At 67.0% G+C, this 25,153-nt stretch carries 33 protein-coding genes; 19 read left to right on the forward strand and 14 right to left on the reverse strand.

Annotated elements, in window-relative coordinates; translation table 11 throughout:
- A complete protein-coding gene (locus tag BLM15_RS13850) occupies positions 1 to 312 on the forward strand; it encodes a hypothetical protein (RefSeq protein WP_126113305.1) in 312 nt (103 codons plus the stop codon).
- A 3-nt stretch (positions 313 to 315) separates the two neighbouring features.
- On the opposite strand, the gene BLM15_RS13855 is transcribed toward BLM15_RS13850, so the two are convergent.
- The 3 genes from BLM15_RS13855 to BLM15_RS13865 all read right to left on the reverse strand — a co-directional run bounded on the left by BLM15_RS13855 (position 316) and on the right by BLM15_RS13865 (position 4,057).
- Positions 316 to 1,437: a PQQ-dependent sugar dehydrogenase gene (locus BLM15_RS13855; RefSeq protein ID WP_236846660.1), complete on the reverse strand. Its 1,122-nt coding sequence runs from the start codon at positions 1,435 to 1,437 to the stop codon at positions 316 to 318.
- Between the two features lie 177 nt (positions 1,438 to 1,614).
- Positions 1,615 to 2,919 carry an NAD(P)H-dependent oxidoreductase gene (locus BLM15_RS13860; protein ID WP_126113307.1) on the reverse strand — a complete coding sequence of 435 codons (1,305 nt, stop codon included), beginning with the start codon at positions 2,917 to 2,919 and terminating at the stop codon, positions 1,615 to 1,617.
- 163 nt (positions 2,920 to 3,082) lie between these two features.
- Positions 3,083 to 4,057 (reverse strand): Bug family tripartite tricarboxylate transporter substrate binding protein, encoded by a 975-nt coding sequence (locus BLM15_RS13865; RefSeq protein WP_126113308.1) that lies wholly within the window; start codon positions 4,055 to 4,057, stop codon positions 3,083 to 3,085.
- A gap of 201 nt (positions 4,058 to 4,258) precedes the next feature.
- Here BLM15_RS13865 and BLM15_RS13870 point away from each other — a divergent pair, with 201 nt between their 5' ends.
- Positions 4,259 to 5,239, forward strand: a complete 981-nt coding sequence (locus tag BLM15_RS13870; protein WP_126113309.1) for a hypothetical protein — start codon at positions 4,259 to 4,261, stop codon at positions 5,237 to 5,239.
- A gap of 5 nt (positions 5,240 to 5,244) precedes the next feature.
- Here BLM15_RS13870 and BLM15_RS13875 read toward each other — a convergent pair whose 3' ends face one another.
- Positions 5,245 to 5,721, reverse strand: coding sequence for a YaiI/YqxD family protein (locus tag BLM15_RS13875; protein ID WP_126113310.1), 477 nt, complete (start codon positions 5,719 to 5,721; stop codon positions 5,245 to 5,247).
- A 126-nt stretch (positions 5,722 to 5,847) separates the two neighbouring features.
- Between BLM15_RS13875 and BLM15_RS13880 the strand changes: the two genes are divergently transcribed.
- The 5 genes from BLM15_RS13880 (at position 5,848) to BLM15_RS13895 (ending at position 7,054) form a co-directional block, all read left to right on the forward strand.
- Positions 5,848 to 6,033: a hypothetical protein gene (locus tag BLM15_RS13880; RefSeq protein WP_126113311.1), complete on the forward strand. Its 186-nt coding sequence runs from the start codon at positions 5,848 to 5,850 to the stop codon at positions 6,031 to 6,033.
- A 10-nt stretch (positions 6,034 to 6,043) separates the two neighbouring features.
- Positions 6,044 to 6,274 (forward strand): hypothetical protein, encoded by a 231-nt coding sequence (locus BLM15_RS13885; RefSeq protein ID WP_126113312.1) that lies wholly within the window; start codon positions 6,044 to 6,046, stop codon positions 6,272 to 6,274.
- The gene (locus tag BLM15_RS13890) at positions 6,255 to 6,584 is read left to right on the forward strand and encodes a hypothetical protein (RefSeq protein ID WP_126113313.1); all 330 of its coding nucleotides are present in this window, start codon (positions 6,255 to 6,257) and stop codon (positions 6,582 to 6,584) included. Before BLM15_RS13885 ends, BLM15_RS13890 begins: the two co-directional genes overlap by 20 nt.
- Before the next feature lie 141 nt (positions 6,585 to 6,725).
- Complete coding sequence (locus BLM15_RS32150) at positions 6,726 to 6,857, forward strand: hypothetical protein (RefSeq protein WP_257791810.1); 132 nt, start codon at positions 6,726 to 6,728, stop codon at positions 6,855 to 6,857.
- Entirely contained in the window at positions 6,854 to 7,054 is a 201-nt protein-coding gene (locus BLM15_RS13895) for a hypothetical protein (protein ID WP_126113314.1), read from the forward strand. The genes BLM15_RS32150 and BLM15_RS13895 overlap by 4 nt, the downstream gene beginning before the upstream one ends.
- A gap of 19 nt (positions 7,055 to 7,073) precedes the next feature.
- On the opposite strand, the gene BLM15_RS13900 is transcribed toward BLM15_RS13895, so the two are convergent.
- Entirely contained in the window at positions 7,074 to 7,889 is an 816-nt protein-coding gene (locus BLM15_RS13900; RefSeq protein WP_126113315.1) for a transglutaminase-like domain-containing protein, read from the reverse strand.
- 263 nt (positions 7,890 to 8,152) lie between these two features.
- Between BLM15_RS13900 and BLM15_RS13905 the strand changes: the two genes are divergently transcribed.
- From BLM15_RS13905 to BLM15_RS13915, 3 genes are all read left to right on the forward strand, one after another.
- Positions 8,153 to 9,355, forward strand: a complete 1,203-nt coding sequence (locus BLM15_RS13905; protein ID WP_126113316.1) for a pyridoxal phosphate-dependent aminotransferase — start codon at positions 8,153 to 8,155, stop codon at positions 9,353 to 9,355.
- Between the two features lie 49 nt (positions 9,356 to 9,404).
- Positions 9,405 to 10,004, forward strand: a complete 600-nt coding sequence (locus BLM15_RS13910) for a sugar O-acetyltransferase (RefSeq protein WP_126113317.1) — start codon at positions 9,405 to 9,407, stop codon at positions 10,002 to 10,004.
- A 66-nt stretch (positions 10,005 to 10,070) separates the two neighbouring features.
- Positions 10,071 to 10,493, forward strand: coding sequence for a rhodanese-like domain-containing protein (locus tag BLM15_RS13915; RefSeq protein ID WP_126113318.1), 423 nt, complete (start codon positions 10,071 to 10,073; stop codon positions 10,491 to 10,493).
- 103 nt (positions 10,494 to 10,596) lie between these two features.
- Here the strand turns inward: BLM15_RS13915 and trmD are convergent, their stop codons facing one another.
- The 6 genes from trmD to ffh form a co-directional block, all read right to left on the reverse strand.
- Positions 10,597 to 11,319, reverse strand: coding sequence for a tRNA (guanosine(37)-N1)-methyltransferase TrmD (gene trmD, locus BLM15_RS13920; protein ID WP_126113319.1), 723 nt, complete (start codon positions 11,317 to 11,319; stop codon positions 10,597 to 10,599).
- Between the two features lie 62 nt (positions 11,320 to 11,381).
- Positions 11,382 to 12,026, reverse strand: coding sequence for a type B chloramphenicol O-acetyltransferase (gene catB, locus BLM15_RS13925; protein ID WP_126113320.1), 645 nt, complete (start codon positions 12,024 to 12,026; stop codon positions 11,382 to 11,384).
- 203 nt (positions 12,027 to 12,229) lie between these two features.
- Positions 12,230 to 12,901 (reverse strand): HAD family hydrolase, encoded by a 672-nt coding sequence (locus tag BLM15_RS13930; RefSeq protein ID WP_126113321.1) that lies wholly within the window; start codon positions 12,899 to 12,901, stop codon positions 12,230 to 12,232.
- Positions 12,891 to 13,412, reverse strand: coding sequence for a ribosome maturation factor RimM (gene rimM / locus BLM15_RS13935; RefSeq protein ID WP_126113322.1), 522 nt, complete (start codon positions 13,410 to 13,412; stop codon positions 12,891 to 12,893). Before rimM ends, BLM15_RS13930 begins: the two co-directional genes overlap by 11 nt.
- 160 nt (positions 13,413 to 13,572) lie before the next feature.
- Positions 13,573 to 13,935: a 30S ribosomal protein S16 gene (rpsP, locus tag BLM15_RS13940; RefSeq protein ID WP_126113323.1), complete on the reverse strand. Its 363-nt coding sequence runs from the start codon at positions 13,933 to 13,935 to the stop codon at positions 13,573 to 13,575.
- Between the two features lie 31 nt (positions 13,936 to 13,966).
- Positions 13,967 to 15,541: a signal recognition particle protein gene (gene ffh / locus BLM15_RS13945; RefSeq protein WP_126113324.1), complete on the reverse strand. Its 1,575-nt coding sequence runs from the start codon at positions 15,539 to 15,541 to the stop codon at positions 13,967 to 13,969.
- A 271-nt stretch (positions 15,542 to 15,812) separates the two neighbouring features.
- On the opposite strand from ffh, the gene BLM15_RS13950 reads away from it, so the two are divergent.
- From BLM15_RS13950 to BLM15_RS13965, 4 genes are all read left to right on the forward strand, one after another.
- Complete coding sequence (locus BLM15_RS13950) at positions 15,813 to 16,226, forward strand: hypothetical protein (protein WP_126113325.1); 414 nt, start codon at positions 15,813 to 15,815, stop codon at positions 16,224 to 16,226.
- Positions 16,227 to 16,300: 74 nt separating this feature from the next.
- Positions 16,301 to 16,888 (forward strand): CAP domain-containing protein, encoded by a 588-nt coding sequence (locus tag BLM15_RS13955; RefSeq protein WP_126113326.1) that lies wholly within the window; start codon positions 16,301 to 16,303, stop codon positions 16,886 to 16,888.
- 161 nt (positions 16,889 to 17,049) lie between these two features.
- Positions 17,050 to 17,460, forward strand: coding sequence for a hypothetical protein (locus BLM15_RS13960; RefSeq protein WP_126113327.1), 411 nt, complete (start codon positions 17,050 to 17,052; stop codon positions 17,458 to 17,460).
- Between the two features lie 70 nt (positions 17,461 to 17,530).
- On the forward strand, positions 17,531 to 18,157 hold the full coding sequence (locus BLM15_RS13965) for a LysE family translocator (RefSeq protein WP_126113328.1): 627 nt from the start codon (positions 17,531 to 17,533) through the stop codon (positions 18,155 to 18,157).
- A gap of 8 nt (positions 18,158 to 18,165) precedes the next feature.
- On the opposite strand, the gene BLM15_RS13970 is transcribed toward BLM15_RS13965, so the two are convergent.
- The gene (locus BLM15_RS13970; RefSeq protein ID WP_126113329.1) at positions 18,166 to 19,023 is read right to left on the reverse strand and encodes a CE1 family esterase; all 858 of its coding nucleotides are present in this window, start codon (positions 19,021 to 19,023) and stop codon (positions 18,166 to 18,168) included.
- A gap of 122 nt (positions 19,024 to 19,145) precedes the next feature.
- Here BLM15_RS13970 and BLM15_RS13975 point away from each other — a divergent pair, with 122 nt between their 5' ends.
- On the forward strand, positions 19,146 to 19,745 hold the full coding sequence (locus BLM15_RS13975) for a class I SAM-dependent methyltransferase (RefSeq protein ID WP_126113330.1): 600 nt from the start codon (positions 19,146 to 19,148) through the stop codon (positions 19,743 to 19,745).
- Positions 19,746 to 19,798: 53 nt separating this feature from the next.
- The gene (locus tag BLM15_RS13980) at positions 19,799 to 20,857 is read left to right on the forward strand and encodes an MBL fold metallo-hydrolase (protein ID WP_126113331.1); all 1,059 of its coding nucleotides are present in this window, start codon (positions 19,799 to 19,801) and stop codon (positions 20,855 to 20,857) included.
- Between the two features lie 22 nt (positions 20,858 to 20,879).
- Here BLM15_RS13980 and BLM15_RS13985 read toward each other — a convergent pair whose 3' ends face one another.
- The gene (locus BLM15_RS13985) at positions 20,880 to 21,311 is read right to left on the reverse strand and encodes a cupin domain-containing protein (RefSeq protein ID WP_126113332.1); all 432 of its coding nucleotides are present in this window, start codon (positions 21,309 to 21,311) and stop codon (positions 20,880 to 20,882) included.
- Positions 21,312 to 21,324: 13 nt separating this feature from the next.
- The gene (locus tag BLM15_RS13990; RefSeq protein WP_126113333.1) at positions 21,325 to 22,203 is read right to left on the reverse strand and encodes a GyrI-like domain-containing protein; all 879 of its coding nucleotides are present in this window, start codon (positions 22,201 to 22,203) and stop codon (positions 21,325 to 21,327) included.
- A 141-nt stretch (positions 22,204 to 22,344) separates the two neighbouring features.
- Here BLM15_RS13990 and dapF point away from each other — a divergent pair, with 141 nt between their 5' ends.
- The 3 genes from dapF (at position 22,345) to BLM15_RS14005 (ending at position 25,146) form a co-directional block, all read left to right on the forward strand.
- On the forward strand, positions 22,345 to 23,229 hold the full coding sequence (gene dapF, locus BLM15_RS13995) for a diaminopimelate epimerase (RefSeq protein ID WP_126113334.1): 885 nt from the start codon (positions 22,345 to 22,347) through the stop codon (positions 23,227 to 23,229).
- Entirely contained in the window at positions 23,229 to 24,506 is a 1,278-nt protein-coding gene (gene mtaB / locus BLM15_RS14000) for a tRNA (N(6)-L-threonylcarbamoyladenosine(37)-C(2))-methylthiotransferase MtaB (RefSeq protein ID WP_126113335.1), read from the forward strand. The genes dapF and mtaB overlap by 1 nt, the downstream gene beginning before the upstream one ends.
- A gap of 73 nt (positions 24,507 to 24,579) precedes the next feature.
- Positions 24,580 to 25,146, forward strand: a complete 567-nt coding sequence (locus BLM15_RS14005; protein WP_126113336.1) for a hypothetical protein — start codon at positions 24,580 to 24,582, stop codon at positions 25,144 to 25,146.
- Positions 25,147 to 25,153: the final 7 nt, after the last annotated feature.

Genomic DNA, 25,153 nt, shown 5'->3' on the forward strand with positions numbered 1-25,153 from the left:
ATGCCTGCCTTGCTCAAGCCGATGACGCTCGCCCTGTGCCTCGCCACCCTGTCCGGCGCGGCTCTTGCCGGACCGACCTGCTCGCCGAGCGACGAGCGCGCCCGCATCCTCGCCTCGGCCTCTACAGGCAATCTGCATCGCGACTGGAAGGGCGGAAACCGGGTCGGCTATGGCTGGTCGCTGCAGGTCGACCGCAGCGTGCGCGACGCCACCGGCACCGAATACTATGTCGGCGACCTCTACGACACGAACGGGCATCTCGCGACCCGCAAGGTCTTCGTCGTCGAGCGCGAATGGGATTGCGGACCGTGAGCCTCAGCGCGTTGCCGGCCTGACCCGCAACACCTTGCCGTTCGAATCGTCGCTGAGCAGATAGAGAAAACCATCCGGCCCCTGCCGGACATCGCGGATGCGCTCGCCGAGATTGCTCAGCAGGCGCTCCTCGCCGGTGACCTTCTCGCCATCGGTCGAGAGCCGCGACAACAATTGGCCGGCGAGCGCGCCGACGAAGAGCGAGTTCTTCCAGGCCGGCCATTTGTCGCCGGTGTAGAAGGCGGCACCCGAGGGCGCGATCGACGGGTCCCAGTAGAATTGCGGCTGCTCCATGCCGGGCTTTGACGTGCCCTCGCCGATCTTCACGCCGGAATAGTCGATGCCGTAGGTGATGACCGGCCAGCCATAGTTCAGGCCGGCCTTCGGCGTATTGATCTCGTCGCCGCCGCGCGCGCCATGCTCGGCAGTCCAGAGCTGGCCGGTCTGGGGGTGGAGCGCCGCGCCCTGCACATTGCGGTGGCCTATCGACCAGATCTCCGGCTGCCAGCCCGGCTTCTTCGGATTGCCCTCCGCTGCGCCGCCCTCGGGCTTGATGCGAATGACCTTGCCGATATGGTTCTCCGGGTTCTGCGCCTGGTCGCGCTGGCTATAGCGGTCGCCGACGGTGACGAAGAGCGCGCCGGTTCGGTCGAAGACCAGCCGCGAGCCGAAATGCATGTTGCTGGCGATCGTCGGCATCTGCCGGAAGATCACGCTCAGGCCCTCCAGCGCATTACCATTGGCGCTGAGCCGGGCGCGGGCGACGCTGGTGCCATTGCCGTTGGCGCGGGGCTCGGCGAAGGAAAGATAGAGGTAGCGGTTCTGCGCGAAATTCGGGTCGAGCACGACATCGAGCAGGCCGCCCTGCCCGCGCGCCACGACATTGGGCACGCCGGAAATCGGCGCCGAAAGCTTGCCGTCGCTGCCGACCAGCCGAAGCCGCCCCGGCCGCTCGGTCACCAGCATGCGCCCGTCGGGCAGGAAGGCGAGGCCCCAAGGGTTCTCCAGCCCGCTCGCGACCGTCTCGACCAAAAGTTCGCCGGCGCTGGATGGGTAGCGCTGCTGGGCCGCGGCAGGTGCTACCGCAAGGATGAGAGCAAGGGCGGCAGCAAGAACGGGACGCATAGACATCTCCTGATGGTGGCCAGGCTTTGGACACCAATACGGTGTCGTCCCGGACAAGCCGCGAAGCGGCGCCGATCCGGGACCCATTCCTGAGCCTTTCCGATTAGGGCTCAGGCATGGGTCCCGGGTCTACGCTTCGCTTCGCCCGGGACGACCAGCCCAGGAACAATGCACGATTCAGCCGCTGGTTGCTTCGAGCTCACGCCGAAGTGAGACGATCTGCGAGGTTTCGTCGAGCGCGACGTCGGCGCTGGTGACTACCGAGCCGGCGGCAACGTCGCGCTTCAATGTCACGCCATGCGCCAGCCCGATCGGCAGCGCCCTCGCCATGCGGCTGGAAGCGGCCGGCATCAGCTTGCCATAGACGGTGTAGCCGCCCTCCCCGTCCAGCATCTCGCCGACCTTGAGATCGCGCTTGGCGGTGGCGACCGCATCGCCGCGCCAGAAGCGGGTCGCGCCGGTTGCCTCGCCGCGCAGCGCCGCATTCAGCACCGAGATCGAGAGTTCGAGCCCGATCAGGTGGAAGGGCTTGTACATCGCCGCATAGAGGCCGGTGGAATCGGTCGGCAGGCCATACTGCTTGAAGCAGGCGGCGGCGTAGGGATTCGGCGCCTTGAGCACGACATAGACGCCCCAACGCAGGTCGCGGAAGACGGGCCGCCCGTCGCGCTCCAGCGAGGAGACGACCTCGACCATGCCATCACGCTCGAGCTGGCCACCCGCCGCCTTCGGCCGCAGCACATGGGCGAGATCGTCGACGCCACAAGGCGGAAACGAGAGCCCGCCCTCCGGCACGTCGAGCCCGCAGGCATTGGCGATCGCCGCCATCTCGATCGCCGATTTGGTGCCATCGAGGAAGGAGTTGAACATTTGCGGGTTCATGCCCGCCGCCTTCGCCGCCTCCGGCGTCAGCCCGTAATGGCTCCAGACCTCGTCCGGCGTGACGCGGTGATAGGCTGGCAGGTATTTGGTGCCCTTGCCGGCGGCCGCGACGATGAAGCCTGCCGCGCGCGCCCAGTCGACCATCTCGGCGACGAGCGCCGGCTGGTCGCCATAGGCCATCGAATAGACCACGCCGGCCGCCCTGGCCTTCGCCGCCAGGACGGGACCGACCAGCACATCGGCCTCGACATTGACCATCACGACATGGCGCCCGGTCGCGATCGCAGCGAGCGCATGCCGGGCCCCGGCGGACGGATGGCCGGTCGCCTCGATCACCACCTCGACGCCGTCCATCTCCGCTGCTGCGACGCCGCTATCGACGAAGCGGGTGGCGGCGATACGGGCCTCGTCCCAGCCGACGGTGCGACAGGCCTGGCGCGCCCGCTCGAGATCGAGATCGGCGATCGCCGCGACCTCGAGCCCCTCGATATGCGGAACCTGGGCGAGGAACATCGAGCCGAACTTGCCGGCGCCAATCAAAGCGCAGCGAACGGGGCGGCCGGCCTCGCGGCGGGCGGCGAGCTTGGGCATGAGGTTCATGGGCAGCGCTCCGTTAGCGTCGATCCTGACGGGCACGCCCTACCCGTCATGCTCGCCCTTGTGGCGAGCATCCACATCCTGAACTCAGGTCTCGACCAGCGAAGACGTGGATGGTCGGGACAAGCCCGACCATGACGGAAGGGCGGTGCGCAGCGTTTGAAGATCACTCCGGCTTGACGCCGGCCTCCTTGATGATCTTCTCCCAGGTCGCGATTTCCTGCTGGTGATAGGGCTTGAACGCGGCCGGGTCGCGGACCTTCAGCGTGAAACCGAGCTTGAGGATCTGCTCGGTCACGGCCGGCTTGGCGATCGAGGCGATCACTGCCTTCGACAGAGTCTCCAGGACCGGGGCCGGCGTCGCGGCCGGGGCGAAGAAGGCGGCCCAGCTATCGGCGTCGGCATCGGTCACGCCCTGCTCGCGCAAGGTCGGGATGTCCTTGGCGCGCGGATTGCGCTCCGGGCTCGCCAGCGCGATCGCCCGCAGATTGCCGGCGGTGATCTGCTCCAGCACCGAAGGCAGCGTCGAATTGGCGATGTCGATGCGCCCGCCGATGATCTCCTGCACCAGCGGCGCGGCACCCCTGAACGGCACATGCGTCATCTTGATGCCGGTGCGCTGCATGAACAGCTCCATGGCGAGATGCGAGCCGGAGCCGACGCCGGTCGAGCCGTAATTGAGCTTGCCCGGATCGGCCTTGGCCAGCGCGATCAGCTCCTTGATGGTCTTGGCCGGCAGGTCGTTGCGCACGACGAAGGCATGTTCGAAGGCACCGACGCCGGCGACCGGCGCGAAATCCTTGACCGCGTCATAGCCCGGCTCCTTCAGCAGGAACATGTTGTTCCCATGCGTCTGGTTGTTGCCGAAGATGAAGGTGTGGCCGTCCGCCTCGCCCTTGGCGACCGCGCGCGTGCCGACCGCGCCCGAGGCGCCGGCCCGGTTGTCGACGACGACGTTCTGGCCGATCGAAGTGGAAAGATCCTGCGCGACGAAGCGCGCGATCGCATCGGTCGGCCCGCCCGCCGGATAGGGCACGACCAGGGTGATCGTCTTCGAGGGATAGCCCTGCGCCCGGACGATGGCCGGAGCGAAGACGGCGCCGGCAACGAGGCCGAGCGTGGAACGGCGGGTCAGCGACATGAATATCCTCCCGGGAGCCCGATTGAGAGACGGGCTTTCGCCGCAGGATTAGGGGCAACGTCCCAATTCGTCCAGCCGCCCGCAGTTTACCACACGCATAGCATGGCGATGTTGCACCGCTGCTGCTAGGCTGACGCCGATAGCCGTGCCTCGAGCGAGAATTTTTCCGCTCCAATCTGCTCCCAAAGCGCAGGTGACCAAATGGCGATCCGGCCCTTCATCCTCGAGCCAAATTATGACTCGTTTTTCGACCGCGCACGAACAGGGCAACCTGCGCAGCTTCGCATCAGGTTGAAAGTGACGCTTGTCCCGCTCGATCCCTCCACGGCGTGGGCAAGAAGCTCCCATACCGCCAAAGTTCCGGGATCGCATCCGGGGCCGCTCCCCCCGTCTCATCTGGCCGCAAGCGAGGCCGACTTCAAACGCGGCAGTGTCGTTGACGCCGGCGGCCAACCCGTCCCCTGCCACAGCTGGCTCGTCAGCGAATGGCAGGATTTCACCCGACGCTTCAAAAGCATCGTCGAGACCGTCTGGAACAACCAAATGGTGTTCCTCCCGACCGAAAGCGGAGACAGCTTGAGTGACGCCGACTTCCGGCAGTTGATCGGCAATCCAAGAGTGCCGGCGCATGTCGTCGGAGTGCTCGAAATCGATTTGCAGCCAACCGGTGCAGATAGCCATGCCATCATCGAAGTCGCGCATTTGGCCAATCCAGGCACGACCTTCCGAGACCGGATGACCCGCATCACGGATGAAAGCGTCCAATACGGAGAACACAACTTCACCGCCGGCCGGGCACGCGGGATCGGTGGAAAAACCGGTCAATTCGCTGCCGCGCACGAGGTTGGCCACTGGCTCCGCAATCCCGGATCGAAAGTGTTTGACCACATTGATCGGTCCTATGCGCTCACCCTCCCCAGGGCCCAGCAAGACAACGCGCAATATGGCCGCAGGCTCGGACGATACTATTCGATCATGGGCGGCGGGACCGTCGTGACGGAACATGACGCCACGCCATGGATTTCGCGCCTGCGCCGGCAGACACCGATGAAACTCGGGTGGATGTATGTGCACAGGATCGACTTCCGCCGCAGCCTGAACGAGGTGTCTGCGCGTCAGAAGCGGCTGCTGCTGGCTGCGGGATTCCTGCCCAAGCTTCTGCAGCCGGGGCAGGCCCCCTAGCTAGGCTAGGCGGAGAATCCTGCCCGCTTCAGGCGCTGCACCGCAACGTCGAGCGCTTGCAGGAAAGCCGAGCGGTCCTTAGGCGAAAACGGCTTCGGGCCGCCGCTGACACTGCCCATGGCGCGCAGATCCTCCATCATGTCGCGCGTCGCCAGCGCCATCCCGATCGAGGCTTCGGTGAACGGCTTTCCGGTCGGGCCGATCACGTCGGCGCCGGCCTTGATGCAGCGATCGGCGAGGGGGATGTCGGAGGTGATGACGATCGCGCCGCGGCCGGCGCGTTCGGCGATCCAGTCATCGGCTGCATCGAAGTTTCCGGGCACGACGACGCGCTCGATCCAGGGCTCGCGCGGCACCTGCATGAAGCTGTTGGCGACGACGAAGACCCTGAGCTTGTGCCGTTCGGCGACGCGATAGATCTCCGGCTTCACCGGGCAAGCGTCGGCGTCGATATAGATCGCGATCGTGGCGGGAGCATCCATGGCGCCCGCATCGCAGCCGGGAGGGCACTGCGCAAGCCTTTATGCCGGCCTTATGTGCCGGAACACCTTCCGCATGGCGGCTTTATCGGGGCCAGACCTACATCATCGGCATCGATGGAGGTCGATATGTCGATGAACAACGCCTTGTTTCGCACCACCCAGCAGCGCCGCGCCCGCGCCGTCTATGACAGCGTCGCCAGCCGCCGCCCGGTCGTTGGAATCCTCTGTGCCGAGATGGTCGCGCTCGCCGTGTTCGCATTGGCAGCCGCAGCCTTCATCGGCCTGCGCGCCTGGTTCGCCTTGCCGAACTGAGAGCGCCGACATGGGACAATCCAAGCCGCTACAGCCGCTCAACGGCGAGAGCCACCTCTTCCTGGTCGGCCAATCGAGCCACGGCTTCTGGGTCGCGCGCGACCTGGAAGGCCGCAGCGAAGGCATCTTCCGCAACCAGAAGGAGGCGGTTCGCTTCGCCCTCTCCGAGGGCGGCCACCCCAATGCCGTGCTGATCTCGCCGAACGAGGTCGAGCCAAGCTATGGCCTGGGCATCCATTGACGGAATGCCCGCCGCCGACAAGGCGAGCCGCGACCTCGACAGGGCGCTGCTCGCCATCTTCCTTGAGGCAGCCGGCGCGCTGATCGACCAACTCGTCGAAGCCGGCATTAGCGATCCCGCCGACATCGCCCGCCGCCTCAACCGCCGCGGCTTCCCCTGCTTCGGCCGCTCGCGCTGGGGCGCAAGCACCGTCTCCATGGTGAGGCGCCGGTGGGCGCTCCGGCACTGTGTTGATGAAGCGCTTTCCCGCCAAGAAAGCGCGTGCTCTCCACCCGACTCTGCCCTACGCTCCGCACCTGCTTCGACTTGACGGCCCGGTTTCCGCGAGCCGGCCGTGGCAGCCGGACACCGGCCGCCACGGCCTAGGTTCGCAGCCGTCCCGACCAGCACAAGTTCAAGGCGCTCCGCTCCGAAGCAGCGGCGCCCGTTATCCCACCGAAGGAGACGAGACATGGCAAAAGGCGAGCAGCGCAGCAATCGCGAGGCCAAGAAGCCGAAGAAGGACAAGCCGAAGGCGAGCGCGACCCCTCCGGCAGGCTTCTCCGCGGTCGTCGCCAAGGCGGCGGCACCGAAGAAGAAATGATCCGGTTCCGTACGATCGACCCAACCCAGCCCGAGAAGCCGGCAGTGCAGCCGGCTCTCGTGCAGGCTGTCGCGGCCGTTCCGGCAGAACCGCTGCCGGAGGACACGAGCGTCGCTCCGGCAACCCGCAAGGGCCTGGTCCGCAAGGCACCGCTGCGGGCGAAGGCGACCAAGACCGCCCCGCTCTTCGAGAAGTAGAGGTCCCCGCCAACCAGCCTTAAGCCGCCTCACTGACCTCGTCTGTCCAGACCCTGAAGCCGGTCAGCGTGTTCGGTCCGAAGGTGGTGGCGATCGCAACATCGGCGGCATCGCGCCCACGTGCGATCAGCACCCGGCCGATGCGCGGGACATTGTTGCGCGGATCGAACATCTGCCAGCCGCCATCGAGAAACGCCTCGAAGGAGGCGGCGAAATCGCCCGGCGGCCAGGGCGGCGGCGTGCCGACATCGCCGAGATAACAAGTGCAATAGCGCGCCGGAATGTTCATCGCCCGGCAGAAGGCGATGGCGAGATGGGCATAGTCGCGGCAGACGCCGCGGCCTTCGCGATAGGCCTCGGAGGCGCTGCGGGTCACGCTAGCGTCCATATAGTCGAAGGCTATGCGCTGGTTGACGAAGTCGCAGATCGCCTGCACCCGCGCCGCGCCCGGCGGCGTATGGCCGAAGAGCTCCCAGGCGAGATCGAGCAGCCGATCACTGTCACAGAAGCGGCTGGCGAGCAGGAAGACCAGGCATTCCTCCGGCAGGCGCTCCACCGGCACCTGCCCGGCCGTACGGTCGAACGCCTCTGGCAGGCCGCTATCGCTGATCACTGCATCGGCGGAGATGCGCATCGCGCCCTGCGGCGCCACCAGGCGGCTGCACCAATTGCCGAAGGCGTCGCGATAGGCGGTGACCGGTGTCGGCGGCTGGATGCGCATATGGTCCGGCGCCGCGAGGTCGGAGACACGGCTGAAATGCACATGCAGCATCAGGATCATCGGGGTCGGCTGTGGAAAGACGTAGTCGAGCTCGTAGCCGATCCGGAGTTTCATGCATGAGCCTTCTGCGCGTCAGCGCGCTGTTGTCCGTCGGCTCCCCAGCTTCCTCCACCAAGCACGTTTCAGGCCACGACGATATGGCTCCGGGCGTCAGCAGGGGAGATGCCATCCTTTCCGTAAGTCCGCGGCCATGCCCAGCTGCCATTCCTGTCGTTTCTGGCCGATATCAAGCACTGTCGCTTGCAGTGCATGCGCTGGGGTCCTAAACCACGCCCGCGCCCGTGACCGGCGCCTTTGTCCTCCCGGAGACCTGGACCATGGCTTTCCTTGCCGACGCCCTTAAGCGCGTGAAGCCGTCTGCGACCATCACCATCACGCAGAAGGCGCGCGATCTGAAAGCGCAGGGCAAGGACGTGATCTCGCTCTCGGTCGGCGAGCCCGATTTCGACACGCCGGACAATATCAAGGAGGCGGCGATCGCCGCCATCCGCCGCGGCGAGACCAAGTACACGCCGGTCCCCGGCATTCCGCAGCTGCGCGAGGCGATCACCCGCAAACTGAAGCGCGAGAACGGCCTCGACTACAAGGCCTCGCAGACCATCGTCGGGACCGGCGGCAAGCACGTCATCTACAATGCGCTCCTCGCCACGCTGAACCCGGGCGACGAGGTGATCTGCGTCGCGCCGTACTGGGTCAGCTATCCCGAGATGGTCGCGCTCTGCGGGGGCACGCCGACCTTCTGCGAGGCCACCATCCAGAACAACTTCAAGCTCCAGCCGGCCGATCTCGAAGCCGCGATCACGCCGAAGACCAAGTGGCTGATCCTGAACTCGCCCTCGAACCCGTCGGGCGCCGCCTATACCCATGCCGAGATGAAGGCGCTCACCGACGTGCTGATGCGTCATCCGCATGTCTGGGTGCTGACCGACGACATGTACGAGCACCTGGTCTATGGCGACTTCAAGTTCGTCACCCCGGCGCAGGTAGAGCCGGCGCTCTACGAGCGCACCCTGACCATGAACGGCGTCTCGAAGTCCTACGCCATGACCGGTTGGCGCATCGGCTACGCGGCTGGCCCGCAGCACCTGATCAACGCCATGGACCTGGTCCAGGGTCAGCAGACCTCGGGCACTTCGGCGATCTCGCAATGGGCCGCGGTCGAGGCGCTCGACGGCACGCAGGAGCACATTCCGGTCTTCCGCAAGGCGTTCGAGCGCCGGCGCGACCTCGTCGTCTCGATGCTGAACCAGACCCGCGGCCTGAAGTGCCCGACGCCGGAGGGCGCCTTCTACGTCTATCCGGACTGCTCGGAGTTGATCGGCAAGACGCTGCCGAACGGCAAAAAGATCGAGACCGATGAGGATCTGGTCATGGGCCTCCTGGAGAACGAGGCGGTTGCCGCCGTGCACGGCTCCTCCTTCGGCCTCGGCCCGAACTTCCGCATCTCCTACGCCACCTCGGACGAGAAGCTGGAAGAGGCCTGCCGCCGCATCCAGCGCTTCTGCGCCGAGCTGCGCTGAGATTGGACAGAAGCCGGCGGCTCGACCGCCGGCTTCACCCTGATCCGCAATGACTCTCGAGGACCAGCGCGCCCTGATGCTGTCGGGGCAGATGTATGACGACCTCGCGCCCGAGCTGATCGCAGCCCGGGCGCGGGCCGTCGGCCTGACCGACGCCTACAACCGTAGCTTCGGCCAGCCGCCGGCTGAGCGGGAGGCGCTGCTGCGTGCTTTCCTGCGCGATGTCGGCACGGGCGCGTACTTCGAGCCGAATTTCCGCTGCGAACTCGGCTTCAACATCAGCATCGGCCGCAGCTTCTACGCCAATTTCGACTGCGTCATGCTGGACGGCGCCGAGATCACGATCGGCGACCATGTCCTGCTCGGGCCGCGCGTCGGCATCTATACGGCGAACCACGCCTTCGATCCGGCCGAGCGGGTGGCCGGCGGCTGCTATGTCAAGCCGATCACGATCGGTAACCGCGTCTGGGTCGGCGGCGGCGTCCAGATCACGCAGGGCGTCAGCATCGGCGACGATGCGATCATCGGGGCCGGCAGTGTCGTGACCCGCGACATTCCGGCCGGGGTGATCGCAGCCGGCGTCCCCTGCAGAGTGCTGCGCGCGATCACCGAGGCGGACAGGACCGGCTTCCGTTCATCGCGTCCCTGAGCAGACACCGGCTGTTTCCGGGCTTCGTGAATTGCGGTCGCCCGTGCCTTTGGATAACGCTCCGGCATGAACCGCCGTGCGCTACTGCTGCTCGCCGCCCTCTGCTCGCTCCCGGCCGACGCCGAGGCGCAGACAACCCTGCCTTCGCTCTCCGTCCGCGAGGCGCATGAGGCGGCCAAGGCCGGCAAGCTCGTTCTCGTCGACATCCGCACGCCCGAGGAATGGGCCGATACCGGCGTGCCGGTGGACGCAATCAAGCTCGATATGACCGGCAGCGCGTTCGAGGTCAGGCTGGCGGCGCTTAAGCTCGACCACCCCGGCAAGCCGATCGCGCTGATCTGCCGGACCGGCAACCGGACCTCGACCTTGCAGAAGACGCTCGCGGCGCGCGGCTGGAAGGAGCTGATCGACGTCCGCGGCGGCCTGCTCGGCAACCCAAAGGACAAGGGCTGGCTGGCTGAACGCCTGCCGGTGACGAGCTATCCGTGAAGCGAATCCTTCTCCCCTCGGGGGAGAAGGTCCCGGCAGGGGGATGAGGGAAGGTCGACCGGGTGCGCTGCTTCTAAGCGCAGCGTCACACTTCCCTCATCCGTCAGCGCTTCGCGCTGCCACCTTCTCCCCCGAGGGGAGAAGGAAGGTCCAGCAGATCCGGCCTCCGCTCCCGTGTGATCCTCTCCGCCTGCTCGCGTCGCCAGCGGGCGATGCGGGCATGGTCGCCGGAGAGCAGCGCCTCGGGCAGGCCCCTGCCCTCCCATTCGCGCGGGCGGGTGTAGTGCGGGTATTCGAGCAGGCCGTTCTCGAAGCTCTCCTCGGTGCCGGAAGCTTCCTTGCCCATCACGCCGGGGATCAGGCGCACGCAGGCGTCGAGCAGCACCATGGCCGCCATCTCGCCTCCGGAGAGGATGTAGTCGCCGACCGAGACCTCGGTCAGGCCCCGCCCCTCAATGACGCGCTCGTCGACGCCCTCGAAGCGGCCGCAGACGATGACGACGCCATCGCCTGCAACGTAGTCCCGCACCATGCGCTGGCTGAGCGGCCGGCCGCGCGGCGACATCAGGAGGCGCGGCCGGGCATCATCGGCCGAAACCGCGGCATCGATCGCCGCCGCCAGGACGTCGCAGCGCAACACCATGCCGGCGCCGCCGCCGGCCGGCGTGTCGTCGACATTGCGGTGGCGTCCGATACCGTGGTCGCGAATCTGGTGCGTCTCCAGCGACCAGAGCCCGGTGCGCAGGCCCTCGCCCGCCAGCGAAGCGCCGAGCGGGCCGGGGAACATTTCGGGGTAGAGGGTGAGGACGCTGGCGCGGAAAGTCATGGCCTCTGCTGGCATGAAATGGCGGCCGCGTCACCAGTCGAACGCGGCCGCCAACACAAGCCTCAGGCCTGCAGGGCCGGCCGGACGCTGTCGCTCCAGTAGGTGTGGAGCGCTTCGATATCGCCGCTGGTCAGGAGCGGCATTGCCTCGCGCAATTGCGCCTCGCTCCAGTCCCACCAGGCCAGTTCCAGTAGCAAGGCGATCCGCGCCTCGTCGAAGCGCTTGCGGATCAACTTCGCCGGGTTGCCGCCGACGATGGCATAGGGCTCGACATCGCGCGTGACGAGCGCCCGCGTCCCGATCACCGCGCCATGGCCGAGCGTGACGCCGGGCATGACGATGGCTTCCGACCCGATCCAGACATCGTTGCCAACAACCGTGTCGCCGGCCGGCAGATAGCCGTCGCGCGCGCCACCAAAGTGCGGCTCATCCGGAACGTAGTGGAACGGGAAGGTGCTGACCCAGTCGTTCCGATGGCCCTGGTTACCAGCCATGATGAAGGCGGCACCGGAGCCGATCGAGCAGAAGCTGCCGATGATCAGCCGATCGGCGTTCTCATGCGGCAGCAGGAAGCGGGCGCAGTCGTCGAAGCTGTGGCCGTGATAGTAGCCGGAATAATAGCTGTAGCGCCCGGTGACGATATTGGGATGGCGCACCTGCTCGGTGAGCGGAATGCCCTTGAAAGGGCCCTCGAAAAAATTGGTCATGTGTTCAGCTCACAAGGGCTAGCGCTCTCAGGGGAGCCGCTTGCCAAAAGACACAGGGAAACGCGGCGATCGGCCTTGCCGATGCCCGTCCGGTCTTGCGTTCCTTGCCTCAGACGAGGGGGAACGCGATGGAGCTGGTACAGTGAGCCTGTTTCATGGAGTGGGTAGGCTAGAAGGCCGTATGGCTGCCGGCAACCGCCCGGTCAGGCGAACGCAAGCGCCGGGTTGCCGTTCAGAGCGGCATAGTCGCTCACGCTGGCGATGACATTGTCGAAGATGGTGAAGGCCTCGGCCGGCAGCATGGTCAGCACCGCGACAGCGCGCATGCCGGCGCGGCGAGCCGCCTCGACGCCGTTCGGCGCATCCTCGAAGACGATGCAGTCGGCCGGCGCGACGCCCATGCGCTCGGCGGCGGCCAGGAACATGTCGGGATGCGGCTTGCCGGGAAAACCCTGGCTCGGCGAAACGATGGTGGCGAAGCGCTCGCGCAGGGAGAGCGTGTCGAGGATCAGCGCGATGTTCGGGGGCGCCGCGGCGGTGCCGACCGCCATCGGCACGGCATGGCTGCGGGCCCGGTCGAGCAGGTCGACGAGGCCGCCCAGCGGCGCGACAAGCGGGCCGTAGGTCTCGCGGTAGAGCCCTTCCTTCTCCTCGGCGAGTCGGTCGAGCTCGGCCGCGTCGGCGCCGGGGAAATGCGGGCCGATGATGTCGGAGATCGCCATGCCGGCGGTGCGTGCCGAGAAGGTCGCGCGCTCGAAAGGCAGGCCGTATTTGCGGTACCAGGCCTCCCAGGCATCGTCATGGTAGCGCATATTGTCGACGATGGTGCCGTCCATGTCGAAGATCAGGGCCTTGGCCGGCGTCTCAGGCAGCATCGTCATCCTCGAACAAACCGGCCGGAGGCAGGGCCTCGATGCGCTTGGCCGCGATGTCGATGCGCGGCGCATAGGCCTTGGTGAAGGGCATCAGCACCGACCGGCCATCCGGCGTCTCGATGTCGATAAGGTCGCCTGCGCCGTAGTTGGCGACGGCGCTGACGGTCCCGAGGATGGCTCCATCAGGCCCGATGACGCTGCAGCCGACGAGGTCCGCCTGCAGGAACTCGTCCTCGTCTTCGGGCGCCGGCAGGCGCGAGCGCTCGATATGGAGCTTCACGCCGTTGAGGAGCTCGGCCCCCTCGCGGCTGGTCACGCCCTTGAGCCGGGCGACGACCACTTCCTTGGCGGGACGGGCGTCGGCGATCTCGAAGCGGCGGCCCTTCTCGTCGACGAGCGGGCCGTATTCGGCCAGTGCCATCGGATCAGCTGTGAAGGTCTTGATCCGGACCTCACCGCGCACGCCATGCGGCGCGCCGATGATGCCGAGCAGAACGAGTTCGTCGCTCATCAGTGACCCTTCCGGGACGGACCGTCAGACCGCGCGACGCTTCTCCAGCTCGTCATGCTCGCCCTTGTGGCGAGCATCCATGTCTTCAGCACCGCATTGCATCGGGGAAGACGTGGATGGCCGGGACAAGCCCGACCATGACGGGAGAAGCTCACACAGCTCACTCAGCCGCAGCTTCGGCCGGGGCGGCGCTCTTGGCGGCCTTCTTCTCGGCACGTTCCTTGGCCTTGTCGCCGGGAACGGCCTTGTCCGGGTTGTTGCGGGCCGGACGCTTCAGAACGCCGGCGGCGTCGAGGAAGCGCAGGACGCGATCGGTCGGCTGGGCGCCCTTGGCGATCCAGGCCTTGGCCTTCTCGAGGTCGAGCACGACGCGCTCCGGCGAATCCTTGGCCTTCATCGGGTCATAGGCGCCGATCTTCTCGATGAAGCGGCCATCGCGCGGCGAGCGGGCGTCGGCGACGACGATGCGGTAGTAAGGGCGCTTCTTGGCGCCGCCACGGGTCAGGCGAATCTTCAGGGACATTGCTCTTCTTCCTTTGGGTTGAGCGGTAAAACTACTTCTTCTTGAACGGGTTGTTGCCGAGGCCTGGCAGACCGCCGAGGCCCGGCAACTTCGGCATCATGCCGGCGGGCGGGGTGACGCCCTTGGGCAGGCCGGGGAAGCCGCCCGGCGGCAGCGAGGGCATGCCGCCGCCGGCGCCAAGCTGCTTCTGGAGCTCGGCGAGCTGGGCCGGATCCATCTTCGAGGGGTCGGGCATGCCGGCCGGCAGGCCGCCCATGCCGCCGCCGAGCCCGAACATGCTGCCGAGCTTGCCGAGCATGCCGCCCTTCTGGCGGGCCATCTGCTTCATCATGTCCGCCATCTGGCGGTGCATCTTGAGCAGCTTGTTGATCGCCTCGGGCGAGGTGCCGGAGCCGGCGGCGATGCGCTTCTTGCGGCTATTCTTGAGCAGATCGGGGTTCTTGCGCTCGGCTGATGTCATCGAATTGATGATCGCGATCTGCCGGGCGATGACCTTGTCATCCATCTTCGAGCTGGCGATCTGGTTCTTCATCTGCGCCATGCCGGGCAGCATGCCCATCAGCCCGCCGAGCCCGCCCATCTTCTCCATCTGCTGGAGCTGGGTACGCAGGTCGCCGAGATCGAAATTGCCCTTGGCGAGGCGCTGCGCCAGTTCCTGCGCCTTGTCGGCATCGACGGTCGCGGCTGCCTTCTCGACCAGGCCGACGATGTCGCCCATGCCGAGGATGCGGTTGGCGACGCGCGAAGGATGGAAGTCCTCGAGCGCATCGGTCTTCTCGCCGGTGCCGACGAGCTTGATCGGCTTGCCGGTGACGGCACGCATCGAAAGCGCCGCGCCGCCGCGGCCATCGCCGTCCATGCGGGTCAGCACGATGCCGGTCAGCCCGACGCGGCCGTCGAAGGCGCGGGCGGTGTTGACCGCGTCCTGGCCGGTCAGCGCGTCGGCGACGAGCAGGACTTCATGAGGATTGGTCGCCGCCTTGACCTCGGCGACCTCGGCCATCAACGCCTCGTCGAGCGTGACGCGGCCGGCGGTGTCGAGCATGACGACGTCATAGCCGCCGAGCTTGCCGGCCTCGATCGCGCGCCTGGCGATCTGCACGGCGCTCTGGCCGGCGACGATCGGCAGCGTCTCGACGCCGACCTGCTTGCCGAGGATGGCGAGCTGCTCCATCGCGGCCGGGCGGCGCGTATCGAGCGACGCCATCAGGACCTTTTTCTTGTCCCGATCGGTCAGGCGCTTGGCGATCTTCGCGGTCGACGTCGTCTTGCCGGAGCCCTGCAGACCCACCATCAGGATCGGCACCGGCGGCACGGCGTCGAAGGTGATGCCCTCGCCCTCGCCGCCGAGCGTATCGATCAAGACGTCGTTGACGATCTTGATGACCTGCTGGCCGGGCGTGACCGACTTCAGCACCTCGGCGCCGACGGCGCGCTCTCTGACCTTGTCGGTGAAGCTGCGCACGACCTCGAGCGCGACGTCGGCCTCGAGCAACGCGCGGCGCACCTCGCGCAGCGCGGCGTTGACGTCGTCCTCGGTCAGCGAGCCCCTGCGGGTCAGGCCCGAGAGGATGCCGGAAAGTCTGTCGCTCAGCGTGCCGAACATGCGGTCCTGCTTTGCCTGGCCTCAAGAAACCGATATCGCACGAGCCATCCGCCAAACGGTTTCGCGCCCGAGGGCGCAGACGCGCTGTCGGGCGTTGACCTCCGGGCTCTCGGCGGTTCCATTGGAACGGCCCGGTCGGCGGATGAGGTTTCGGCGATGTCGGCGAAACGAATGGGCGCGTTAAAGCGGACAAATGCGGCGAAAGTCAAGCTGAAGCGCGCAACAGGCCTTCCGCCGGCTCTTCCGAGCCGACCCTTTCCATGGAGATGACATGAAGCTTCCGGTCCTTGCCGCCGCGCTGTTCGCGCTCGGCCTCACCCAGGCGCAGGCCCAGTCCTGCGAAGGCAATTTCTCCGTGGTCGGCACGCCGATGCTGACCGGATTGACCTACAAGACCTGGGACATCGTGCCGAAACGGGCGCCGGCGCGGGTGCTGAAGGACCTCGGCGCCTCGGTTTCGGCCGAAGGCTTCGCCGACATGCGCATCGACAATGCCACGAGCTCGGTCCTGGCCATCCAGGAAACCTCCGGCTCCGGCCGGCCGCAGAGCTTGCGCATCACGGCGCGCAAGAGCGGCGGGGGCACGCGGGTCGATGCGGTCTTCGTCGTCCAGCAGGGCCAGGTCGCGCCCGAGGGCTATGTTCGCGACGCGCTCTGCCGCGTCATCTCCGGCGCGCAGGGGTAAGGCGGCGCGACATTCCTGCCCCAATCTGTCGCTAGGCCCCTGCCGCAGGCATCCGTCGGCAGGGACCTAGATCGATGACGGTGACAAGACATTCGGGCGCAGCACTCCTGATCGCCCTGCTTCTGGCCGGTTGCGCCGGCACGCAGCGCGACACCGCGCCGCCAAGCCCACGCAAGCAGGAGCGGCTCGCGGCCGTGAAGGCCGATCCGGCCGAGGCGGTGCGCATCCTCAACGCCTACCGCGCCGGCAAGGGCCTCGGCCCGGTCCGGCTCGACTCGACCCTGACCGCGATGGCCCAGCGCCAGTCCGACGCGATGGCGGCCAGCGACGATCTTTCCCATAGCGCTGCCGGCAGCTTCAATTCCCGCGTCAATGCCGCTGGCCTCGACACGGTGCGCGCCGCGGAGAATCTCGGTGCCGGCTACTACTCGACGCAGGAAGCCTTCGACGGCTGGAAGAAATCGTCAGGCCACGAGGCCAACCTCTCCATGCCGCAAGCGACGCGCATCGGCCTCGCCCTCGCAAAGAACCCGCAGACCCGCTACGGCGCCTGGTGGACGCTGGTGCTGGCGGGCGATCCGGAGAAGCGCCGGGAGATGTCCGCGGGGCCGCTCGTGCCGGTGCTCGGTGGGACGACCTTCCGCTGGGGTGCGCCACTTTGAGCCCGAACCTGCGCCGAGCGCGTTGTGGCATCTGATCAGGCCACCCGTCAGATCGCTGCGGCGCTCGTCACTGGAGTTGTCTTTTCGATCGCCGCATCCCAGCGTTGCGCCGTCAGCGGCGCCGACGATTCGAGAGGGGTTTGGCAGCGATGAAAACCGACATGACCCGTGCCGGCGTAGCGCTGGCCCTGATTCTATTCGGCGCGACCGGCGCAATCGCCCAGAGCTGCGAGAAGACCTTCACGGCGGGTGGCGAGCCCTTCCTGACCGGCATCCGCTATCGCAGCTCCGGGATCGTCAAGGTCACTCCGGCCAAAGCCTTGAGCAACCTGCCACGCAGCATCAGCGCGGAAGGGTTCTCCGGCATCCGGACCGATCAAGCCTCCGGTACTGTCACCGGCCTGAAGGATGGCGCCGGCACCGGCCGGCCACAGCGCATGCAGGTCACGGCCAGCAAGGCCGGGAGTGCGACGGTGATCGAAGCCGTCTACGAACTGCAATCCGGGCAGGTGGCAGACGATGCGCAGGTCCGTGCGGGGCTTTGCCGGATCATTGCCGGCGCGGCCGGCTGATCGCGCAATACCCCCTTTACAAACACCCCGGTCTGGTGATGGCTCTGGTTTTTAGCGGAGCCTCTACGTCATGACCTTCGAAAGCTGGGCGGCCTTCGCCGCCGCCACCGCCATCCTCCTCGTCATTCCCGGCCCAACCATCCTGCTGGTGATCTCCTATGCGCTCGGCCAGGGCTGGCGCACCGCCTTCCCGATGGCGGTCGGTGTCGCGCTCGGCGATTTCACTGCGATGACGCTGTCCATGCTCGGCGTCGGCGCGCTGCTGGCGACCTCGGCGACGATCTTCACCGTGCTGAAATGGGCCGGCGCTGCCTATCTGATCTATCTTGGCGTCAAGCTCTTCCGGGCGGGCGGCAGCCTCAACGCCGAGCCGCGCCAGGACGCGACCTCCGCGCTGAAGATGCTCGGCCATGCCTGGCTGGTGACGGCGCTCAACCCGAAGAGCATCACCTTCTTCGTCGCCTTCCTGCCGCAGTTCCTCGATGCCAAGGCGGATTTCTGGACGCAGATGCTGATCTTCGAGGCGACCTTCATCACCCTCGCCTTCGCCAACGCCTTCGGCTACGCGCTGATCGCCTCGCGTGCCCGGGCCGTCGTCAGCAATCCGCGCGCGATCGGCCTGTTCAACAAGGCCGGCGGCACGCTGCTGATCGGCGCAGGGATCGCCACCGTCGCGGTGCGCTCCGGCAGTAACTGAGGCCGCCCTCAGTTCGCCGCCGGCCGGGCTTTCAAGCGCGCCTCGAACCAGTGGCGCGCCAGTTCGGCCCATTCCTTCGGCGGGTCCTCATGCCCGCCGGCATGCAGCATCAGCGAGACTTGGCGGCCGCTCTCGCAATTCGTCCATGAGCGCTGCCAGACCGGCCCGCGTACCTCGATCGCATCGGGGCGCGTGGTCTTGCAGCCATCGGTCGCGCGCCAGAGCTGCAGCCCCTCGAACACATCGCCTTGCGCATGGTTGGGGCCGAGCTGGCGGCCTTCGAGCGGGAAGACCTCGTCGCGCCAGCCATGGGTCTGCAGGATATCGACCGGCCCGGCGCATTTGGTCGGGTGCGGCCGCCAGAAATTCCCGGCGAGCGGCGCATAGGCTGCGCCGAGATCCGACTGCCGACAGGCGAGATACCAGGTCAGCGAAGCGCCGATCGAGAAACCACCGACGAGAACGCGCTTGCGATCGACGTCGAAGCGGGTGACGGCATCGTCGAGCACCTGCTGGGCGAAAGCGAGTTCGTCGCGCTGCTGCGGCGCATCCGGCAGGAAGGACCAGCCACGGCCATAGCGGCTGCCCTGCATGACGAGCCCGTTCGGGCCAAGCACGACATAGCCTGCCTCGACGAAGGGCTTCAGAACGGAATCCGCGGCGAGGACCGCATCGCCTCCTCCGCCGGCGCCGTGAAAGAACAGGACAGCCGGGCGCTTCTCTCCGGGTGGCAGTGCAGTTGCGGGCACAGCAGCGTGATAGTCGCCGAGCGGAACCTTGCAGGGTTCGGCCTGCGAGCCGCAGGCCTGCGCCGCCGTGCTGGCAAGCCCTAAGAGAAGCGTGGAGAACAGGAAAAGCCTTGCCATTGCTACCTCGCGAAGCGAGGCGGGACTATGCCTTGCTGCCTTGAGCGATCAAGCCTTGATGCTGACCAAATCTGGCAGCGATCTGCAGCATCGACCGACGATTCCTGCCCACGGAGATCACAATGTCCGGCGATGACCGCGCAACGCTCGATTTCTATGCCACCGAGGCGCAAATCTACGCCGGCCGCGCCCGCGAGCTCGGCCAGGCGCGGTTGCAGCGCTTCGCCGAATTGGTGCCCGCCCGCGGCAAGGTGCTGGAACTCGGCTGTGGCGGCGGGCAGGACAGTGAGGCCCTGCTCGCGCTCGGCCTCGACGTCAGCCCGACCGACGGCTCGCCCGAACTCGCCGCACAGGCGGCAAAGCGGCTTGGCAGGCCGGTCTCGGTGCTGCTCTTCGAGGACCTCACGGCGGATGCGGTCTATGACGGCATCTGGGCCAATGCCTGCCTGCTGCATGTCCCGCGCCCGGCCTTGCCCGGCATCCTCGCCAGGATTCACCGGGCACTGCGGCCGGGCGGCGTCTTCTACGCCAGCTACAAGGCCGGCGAAGCGGAAGGGCGCGATCGTTTCGGCCGGTTCTACAATTATCCGGACACCGAATGGCTGCGCGCGGCCTATGGCGATCTCGGCTGGACCCGCATCGATATCGAAGAGGATATGGGCGGCGGCTACGATCAGGAGCCGACCCGCTGGCTGCACGCGACAGCGATCAAGTTGTCTTGAAACGGGTGGCACGGTCTTGACGGTGCGCGACCTGAGCACGACTTGTCGATGTCATGACACGCCGCAAACTCCTGCGCCTCCTCGGCATCCCCGCTTTGCTCGGGTCCACGGGCTTCGCCTGGGCCTCCTATGCGCGCTCGCGCAATCCCTATTACCAGGGCCCCGTCAGCGACCACTTCGACGGTCTGATCTTCAGCGACGGGCGGCCGGTCACGAAGGGGCTGGCCGATGTGCTGCGCTGGCAATTCTCGAAGCGCGAACGCGAGGTCTTTCCGGCCCAGTACGCAGCGCCGCCACAGGACAAGCCGCCGGCGCGCGTCGAGTCCTTACGCGTCGTCCATCTCGGCCATGCCTCGTTCCTGTACCAGATCGCCGGCCTCAACATCCTGATCGACCCGGTCTATTCCGAGCGCGCCAGCCCGTTCTCCTTCTTCGGGCCAAAGCGGGTGAACGCGCCAGGCGTCGCCTTCACCGATCTGCCGAAGATCGATATCGTGCTGGTCACGCACAACCATTACGACCATCTCGACGTCGAGACGCTGGCGCTGATCCATGCGCGCGACAATCCGCGCATGATCATGCCGCTCGGCAACGACGCGATCGTCAAGGCGCGCGACGGCTCGATTCGGGCTGAGGCGCATGACTGGGGCGCGCGGCTTGAGCTGTCGGACAAGGTCGCGCTCACATTGGTGCCGAGTTATCACTGGTCGGCCCGCGGCGCCTTCGACCGGCGCATGGCGCTGTGGTGCTCCTTCGTGATCGAGACGCCGGCGGGGAAGCTCTTCCATATCGGCGACACCGGCTATCATGATGGCTCGCTCTATGAGCGGCTTGGCAGGGAGTACGGACCGTTCCGCCTCGCGGCGCTGCCGATCGGCGCCTATGAGCCGCGCTGGTTCATGAGCGACAACCACATGAATCCGGAAGAGGCGGTGGCGGTGATGCGCTCGCTGCGCGCCGAGCAGGCGCTCGGCCACCATTGGGGCACGTTCCAGCTCACCGACGAAGGCGTCGGCCGCCCGCCCGAGGCGCTCAAGGTCGCGCTGGAAAAAGCGGGCTTGCCGGAGGAACGCTTCCGGCCGATGCAGCCCGGGCTGGTGTGGCAGGCTTGAGACGAACCCGTCGGTGCGCCGATCAGCCTAAGCCTTCCATGCCTCGCGGCCCCTTCCGACGGCGCAGATCGGGATAGGTCACGATATCGCTGTCCGGCCTGCGGCTTCCGACCTCAAGCACCCGAGCCAGGGTAGCCGACCGGTTCTGCAAATGATGGCCATCGGGAATGCCGGCTTTGAAACCGGCGCTATCGCCCGCGCGCAGAACGGTCTCACCGCCCTCCGCAACAAGGACGACCTCCCCTTCCAAGACATGGATGAATTCATCCTCGTCGCTGTGCCAGTGGCGATCGGCAGACCACGCACCGGGCTGAAGCTCGAGAATGTTCACGCCAAACTGGGAGAGATCGACGGCATCGCTGATCGCGATGCGCTTCCAGCGGCCGGATGGCGGAGCATCACTCGCTCCGCTGCCGATCGTAACTCTGGCCCTGCCGCTGTCGATCCGCCCCATCGGCTCATCGCCGTCATTTCGGTTGGACGTAGACGTTGATCTCGAGATTCGGGTCGCCGGGATCCTTGAGATCGCTGACATATTCCTCGAGGAACGCGTCCTTCACGATGATGTTCTTGGCCTCGAGATAGGCGGTGATGGTCTCATAGGTCGAATCGATGTCGTCATAGGGCGCCGTGTGGACGAAGCGCAGCGAGCGCCCGACGGGCGACTGGCCGTTGCGCACGCCGGTCGCCAGCGGCTTGGCAGCGTCCGCAGGCCGGTCGACCGGCAGCATCGCCTCGAATTTGAAGCCGTTGTCGTCGGTCTCGACGAACAGGCTCAGCGGCCGGCCGGCGACCTTGAGGCCGGCCTTGTCGGCCTCAGCCCGCAGGAGTGCGATGGTCTCCGACAGCTTCTGGAAACCCTGATCCCAGCTCGCCTGCCCGGCCAGCAGCAGCACAGGCTTGGCCGACAACTGAATCTCGTCGACATCGGACGGATCGCCCTGCTTGCCGGCAAGCGTCGCGTTCGGGTTCGGCGCGCCGGTCTGCTGTTGCTGGACGGGCGGGGCCGGCTGCGGAGCGGGCAAGGTCGGCGGCGGCTGGACAGGTTGCGGCTCGATCGGCGTCTGCGGCGCCGGCGCGGGCTGGACAGGCTGCGGCACGACCTGCCCTTGCGGCGCCGGCGGCGGCTGCACCGGCTGCGGCTCAGCCGGGACCGGCGGATTGGCCTGAGTCTGGGTCGGGGCCTGCTGGGCAGGCTGCGCGTTCTGCGCGGGCGTTGCCGCTCCAGGCGGCGCCGCGAGCGGCGTGCTCTCCACGGCGGTGGGCGGCGCCACACGCGTCTGCGCGGCAGCTGGGTGGACGAAGGCGAGCGCCAGGAGGAGCGCGCTAAATCTCGACTGCCGCATACCCGAACATCCCGAGCTGACACGACCGATTCGCGCCGCGCCGCAAACTACGACTATCCCGTTACGGCAGGAAGATCGCGAAGGGTGGCATTTTTTCGGCGTCGCGCTCATATACCGCCATGATCATGGACATGTGACGATATGAACGCCCTCGCCAATCGCCGGTTCCTCAAGATGAACGGACTCGGCAACGAGATCACCGTGCTCGATCTGCGCGGGACGAAGCATCTCGTCTCCAAAGCCGAGGCGCGCGCGATCGCGAGTCAGGAGCACACCCGCTTCGACCAGCTCATGGTGCTGCATGACGCGAAGGTGGCGGGCACCGATGCCTATGTCCGCATCTACAACACCGACGGATCGGAAGCGGGTGCATGCGGCAACGGCACCCGCTGCGTCGCCTGGGCGATGACCGCGGACCCGCAGATGGGGCAAGCCGGCCGCGATGGTCTCCTGCTGCAGACCAAGGCCGGCCTCCTGCCGGTGGCGTGCCGGTCGGAGACCGTCTTCACTGTCGACATGGGCGCACCGCGCCTTGCCTGGGACGAGATCCCGCTGGCCGAGCCCTTCGAGGACACCAGCCGCTTCGAATTGCAGATCGGCCCGATCGACGATCCGATCCTACACACGCCCTGCGCCGTCAGCATGGGCAATCCGCACGCGGTCTTCTTCGTCGACGATCCCTATCGCTTCAACCTCGAGCAGATCGGCCCGCTGCTGGAGAACCATCCGATCTTTCCGGACCGCGCCAATATCGGCCTCGCCGCCGTCAAGGCGCCCGACCATATCGTGCTGCGGGTCTGGGAGCGCGGCGCCGGCATCACCCGCGCCTGCGGCTCGGGCGCCTGCGCGGCGCTGGTCGCGGCGGTGCGGCGCGAGCTCTCCAATCGCAAGGCGACCGTCAGCCTGCCCGGCGGCGATCTCATCATCGAATGGCGCGAGAGCGATGGCCATGTACTGATGACCGGGCCGGCGGCGCTCGACTGGGACGGCGTGCTGGAGCCCGAGCTCTTCGCCGCCGTCGCCTGATGGTGGTCGAGCTCGTCACCTTCGGCTGCCGGCTCAATCTGGTCGAGAGCGAGACGATCGAACGGCAGGCGCTGGCCGCCGGCCTCTCCGACCTTGCCGTGATCAATACCTGCGCCGTCACAACGGAAGCGGTGCGCCAGGCCGGCCAGGCGATCCGCCGGCTCGCTCGCGAAAAACCCGAGCGCCCGATCGTGGTCACCGGCTGTGCCGCGCAGATCGAGCCCGCGCGTTTCGCCGCCATGCCGCAGGTGGCGCGGGTGCTCGGCAATGCCGAGAAGCTCGACATGGCGAGCTGGCGAGGCCTCGCAAGCTCGAACAGCCTGCGCACGACGAGCCCGGATGGCGACCCCGCTGGCAAGATCGCAGTCGGTGACATCATGCAAGCCCGCGACGCCACCCCTCACCGCACGCGGGCGCTGGGCCAGCACACGCGTGGCTTCCTGCAGGTGCAGAACGGCTGCGACCATCGCTGCACCTTCTGCGTCATCCCACTCGGGCGCGGCAATGCGCGCTCGGCTGGGGTCGCCGAGGTCGTCGCGCAAGCGCGCCGCCTTGTCGAGGATGGCGCCAGCGAGATCGTGCTGACCGGGGTCGATCTGACCAGCTATGGCCGGGAGAGATCCGAGGGGCCGACGCTCGGCGCGCTCGTCGCCGCGATCCTCGCCGCGCTGCCCGAGCTGAAGCGGCTGCGGCTGTCTTCGCTCGATGCGGTCGAGGTCGACGACGACCTGCGCAGCCTGATCGCCGAAGAGCCTCGGCTGATGCCGCATCTGCATCTGTCGCTGCAGGCCGGCGACGACCTCGTCCTGAAGCGGATGAAGCGCCGTCACAGCCGCGCCGACGCAGTCCGGTTCTGCGACGAGATGCGCGGGTTGCGCCCAGAGATCGTCTTCGGCGCCGACTTGATCGCAGGGTTCCCGACCGAGGATGAAACGATGTTTTCCCGCACGCTCGGCCTGATCGAAGAGTGTGGGCTGTCCTATGTCCATGGCTTCCCGTTCTCACCCCGGCCCGGCACGCCGGCGGCGCGCATGCCCCAGGTCGCGGGTGGCGAGATCAAGGAGCGGGCAGCTCGGTTGCGCGAAGCGGCGGAGGCCGCCCATGTCCGGCATCTTGCCGCTCGCATCGGCCGGCCACTCTCGGTCCTGACCGAACGCGGCGACACCGGCCGAGCCGAGGACTTCACTCTGGTGCACTTCGGCCGCAGCGTCGCGCCCGGCCAGATCCTGCCGGTGACCGCCCATGCCCAGGCCGGGAAATCCCTGCTCGCGGCTTGACGTGAAGCCTGTGCGACGCCCATAGCCGCAACGAACCATCCGTCTCCTCGCTGTCGCAATCGGGAACTAGCTCGTGGCCATGATCCGACCGCTCTATCTTTCCGCCGCCCTCGCCGCCCTGTTCGCCGGAGGCGCCGCCGCACAGTCCTATGGCGATGCCGCGACCAGCCTTTCAGTCGCGCCGCCCGCCGGCTTCAAGGCGGAGGCCGGCAAGCCGCATCCGCAGTTCGAAGTGACGATCGACATCAGCTCGAAGACCGGCACGCCGAAGGCGGTGAACAGCACCGGCCAGCTCTGCACGCTCGGCTTCAAGAGCGCGGCGCAGAACGCCAAGCTGACGCGCGAGATCGTCAACGAGCAAATGGCCAAGCCGGAATGGCAGCAGCTCTACCGCGATATGTTCGAGACGATCGGCACCGTGTCCGACCTCAAGCTGTTCGAGCACCAGGGCTTCAACGGCATCGAGCTGATCGTCACGCCCAAGGCCGGTCCGAACGCGCTGAGCGTACGCATGTTCACCTCGACCCTGGAGACGGCGAAGGGCCGCACAGCGCTGATCTGCGCCACGGACCAAGCGGGGCTCGCTGCCGCGCTGCCGCAGTTCAGGGCGCTGCGCGCGACGATCCACGCGCCAGAATAAGTTGCGC

Origin of the sequence: Bosea sp. Tri-49, assembly GCF_003952665.1 — a bacterium.
Taxonomy (GTDB): domain Bacteria; phylum Pseudomonadota; class Alphaproteobacteria; order Rhizobiales; family Beijerinckiaceae; genus Allobosea.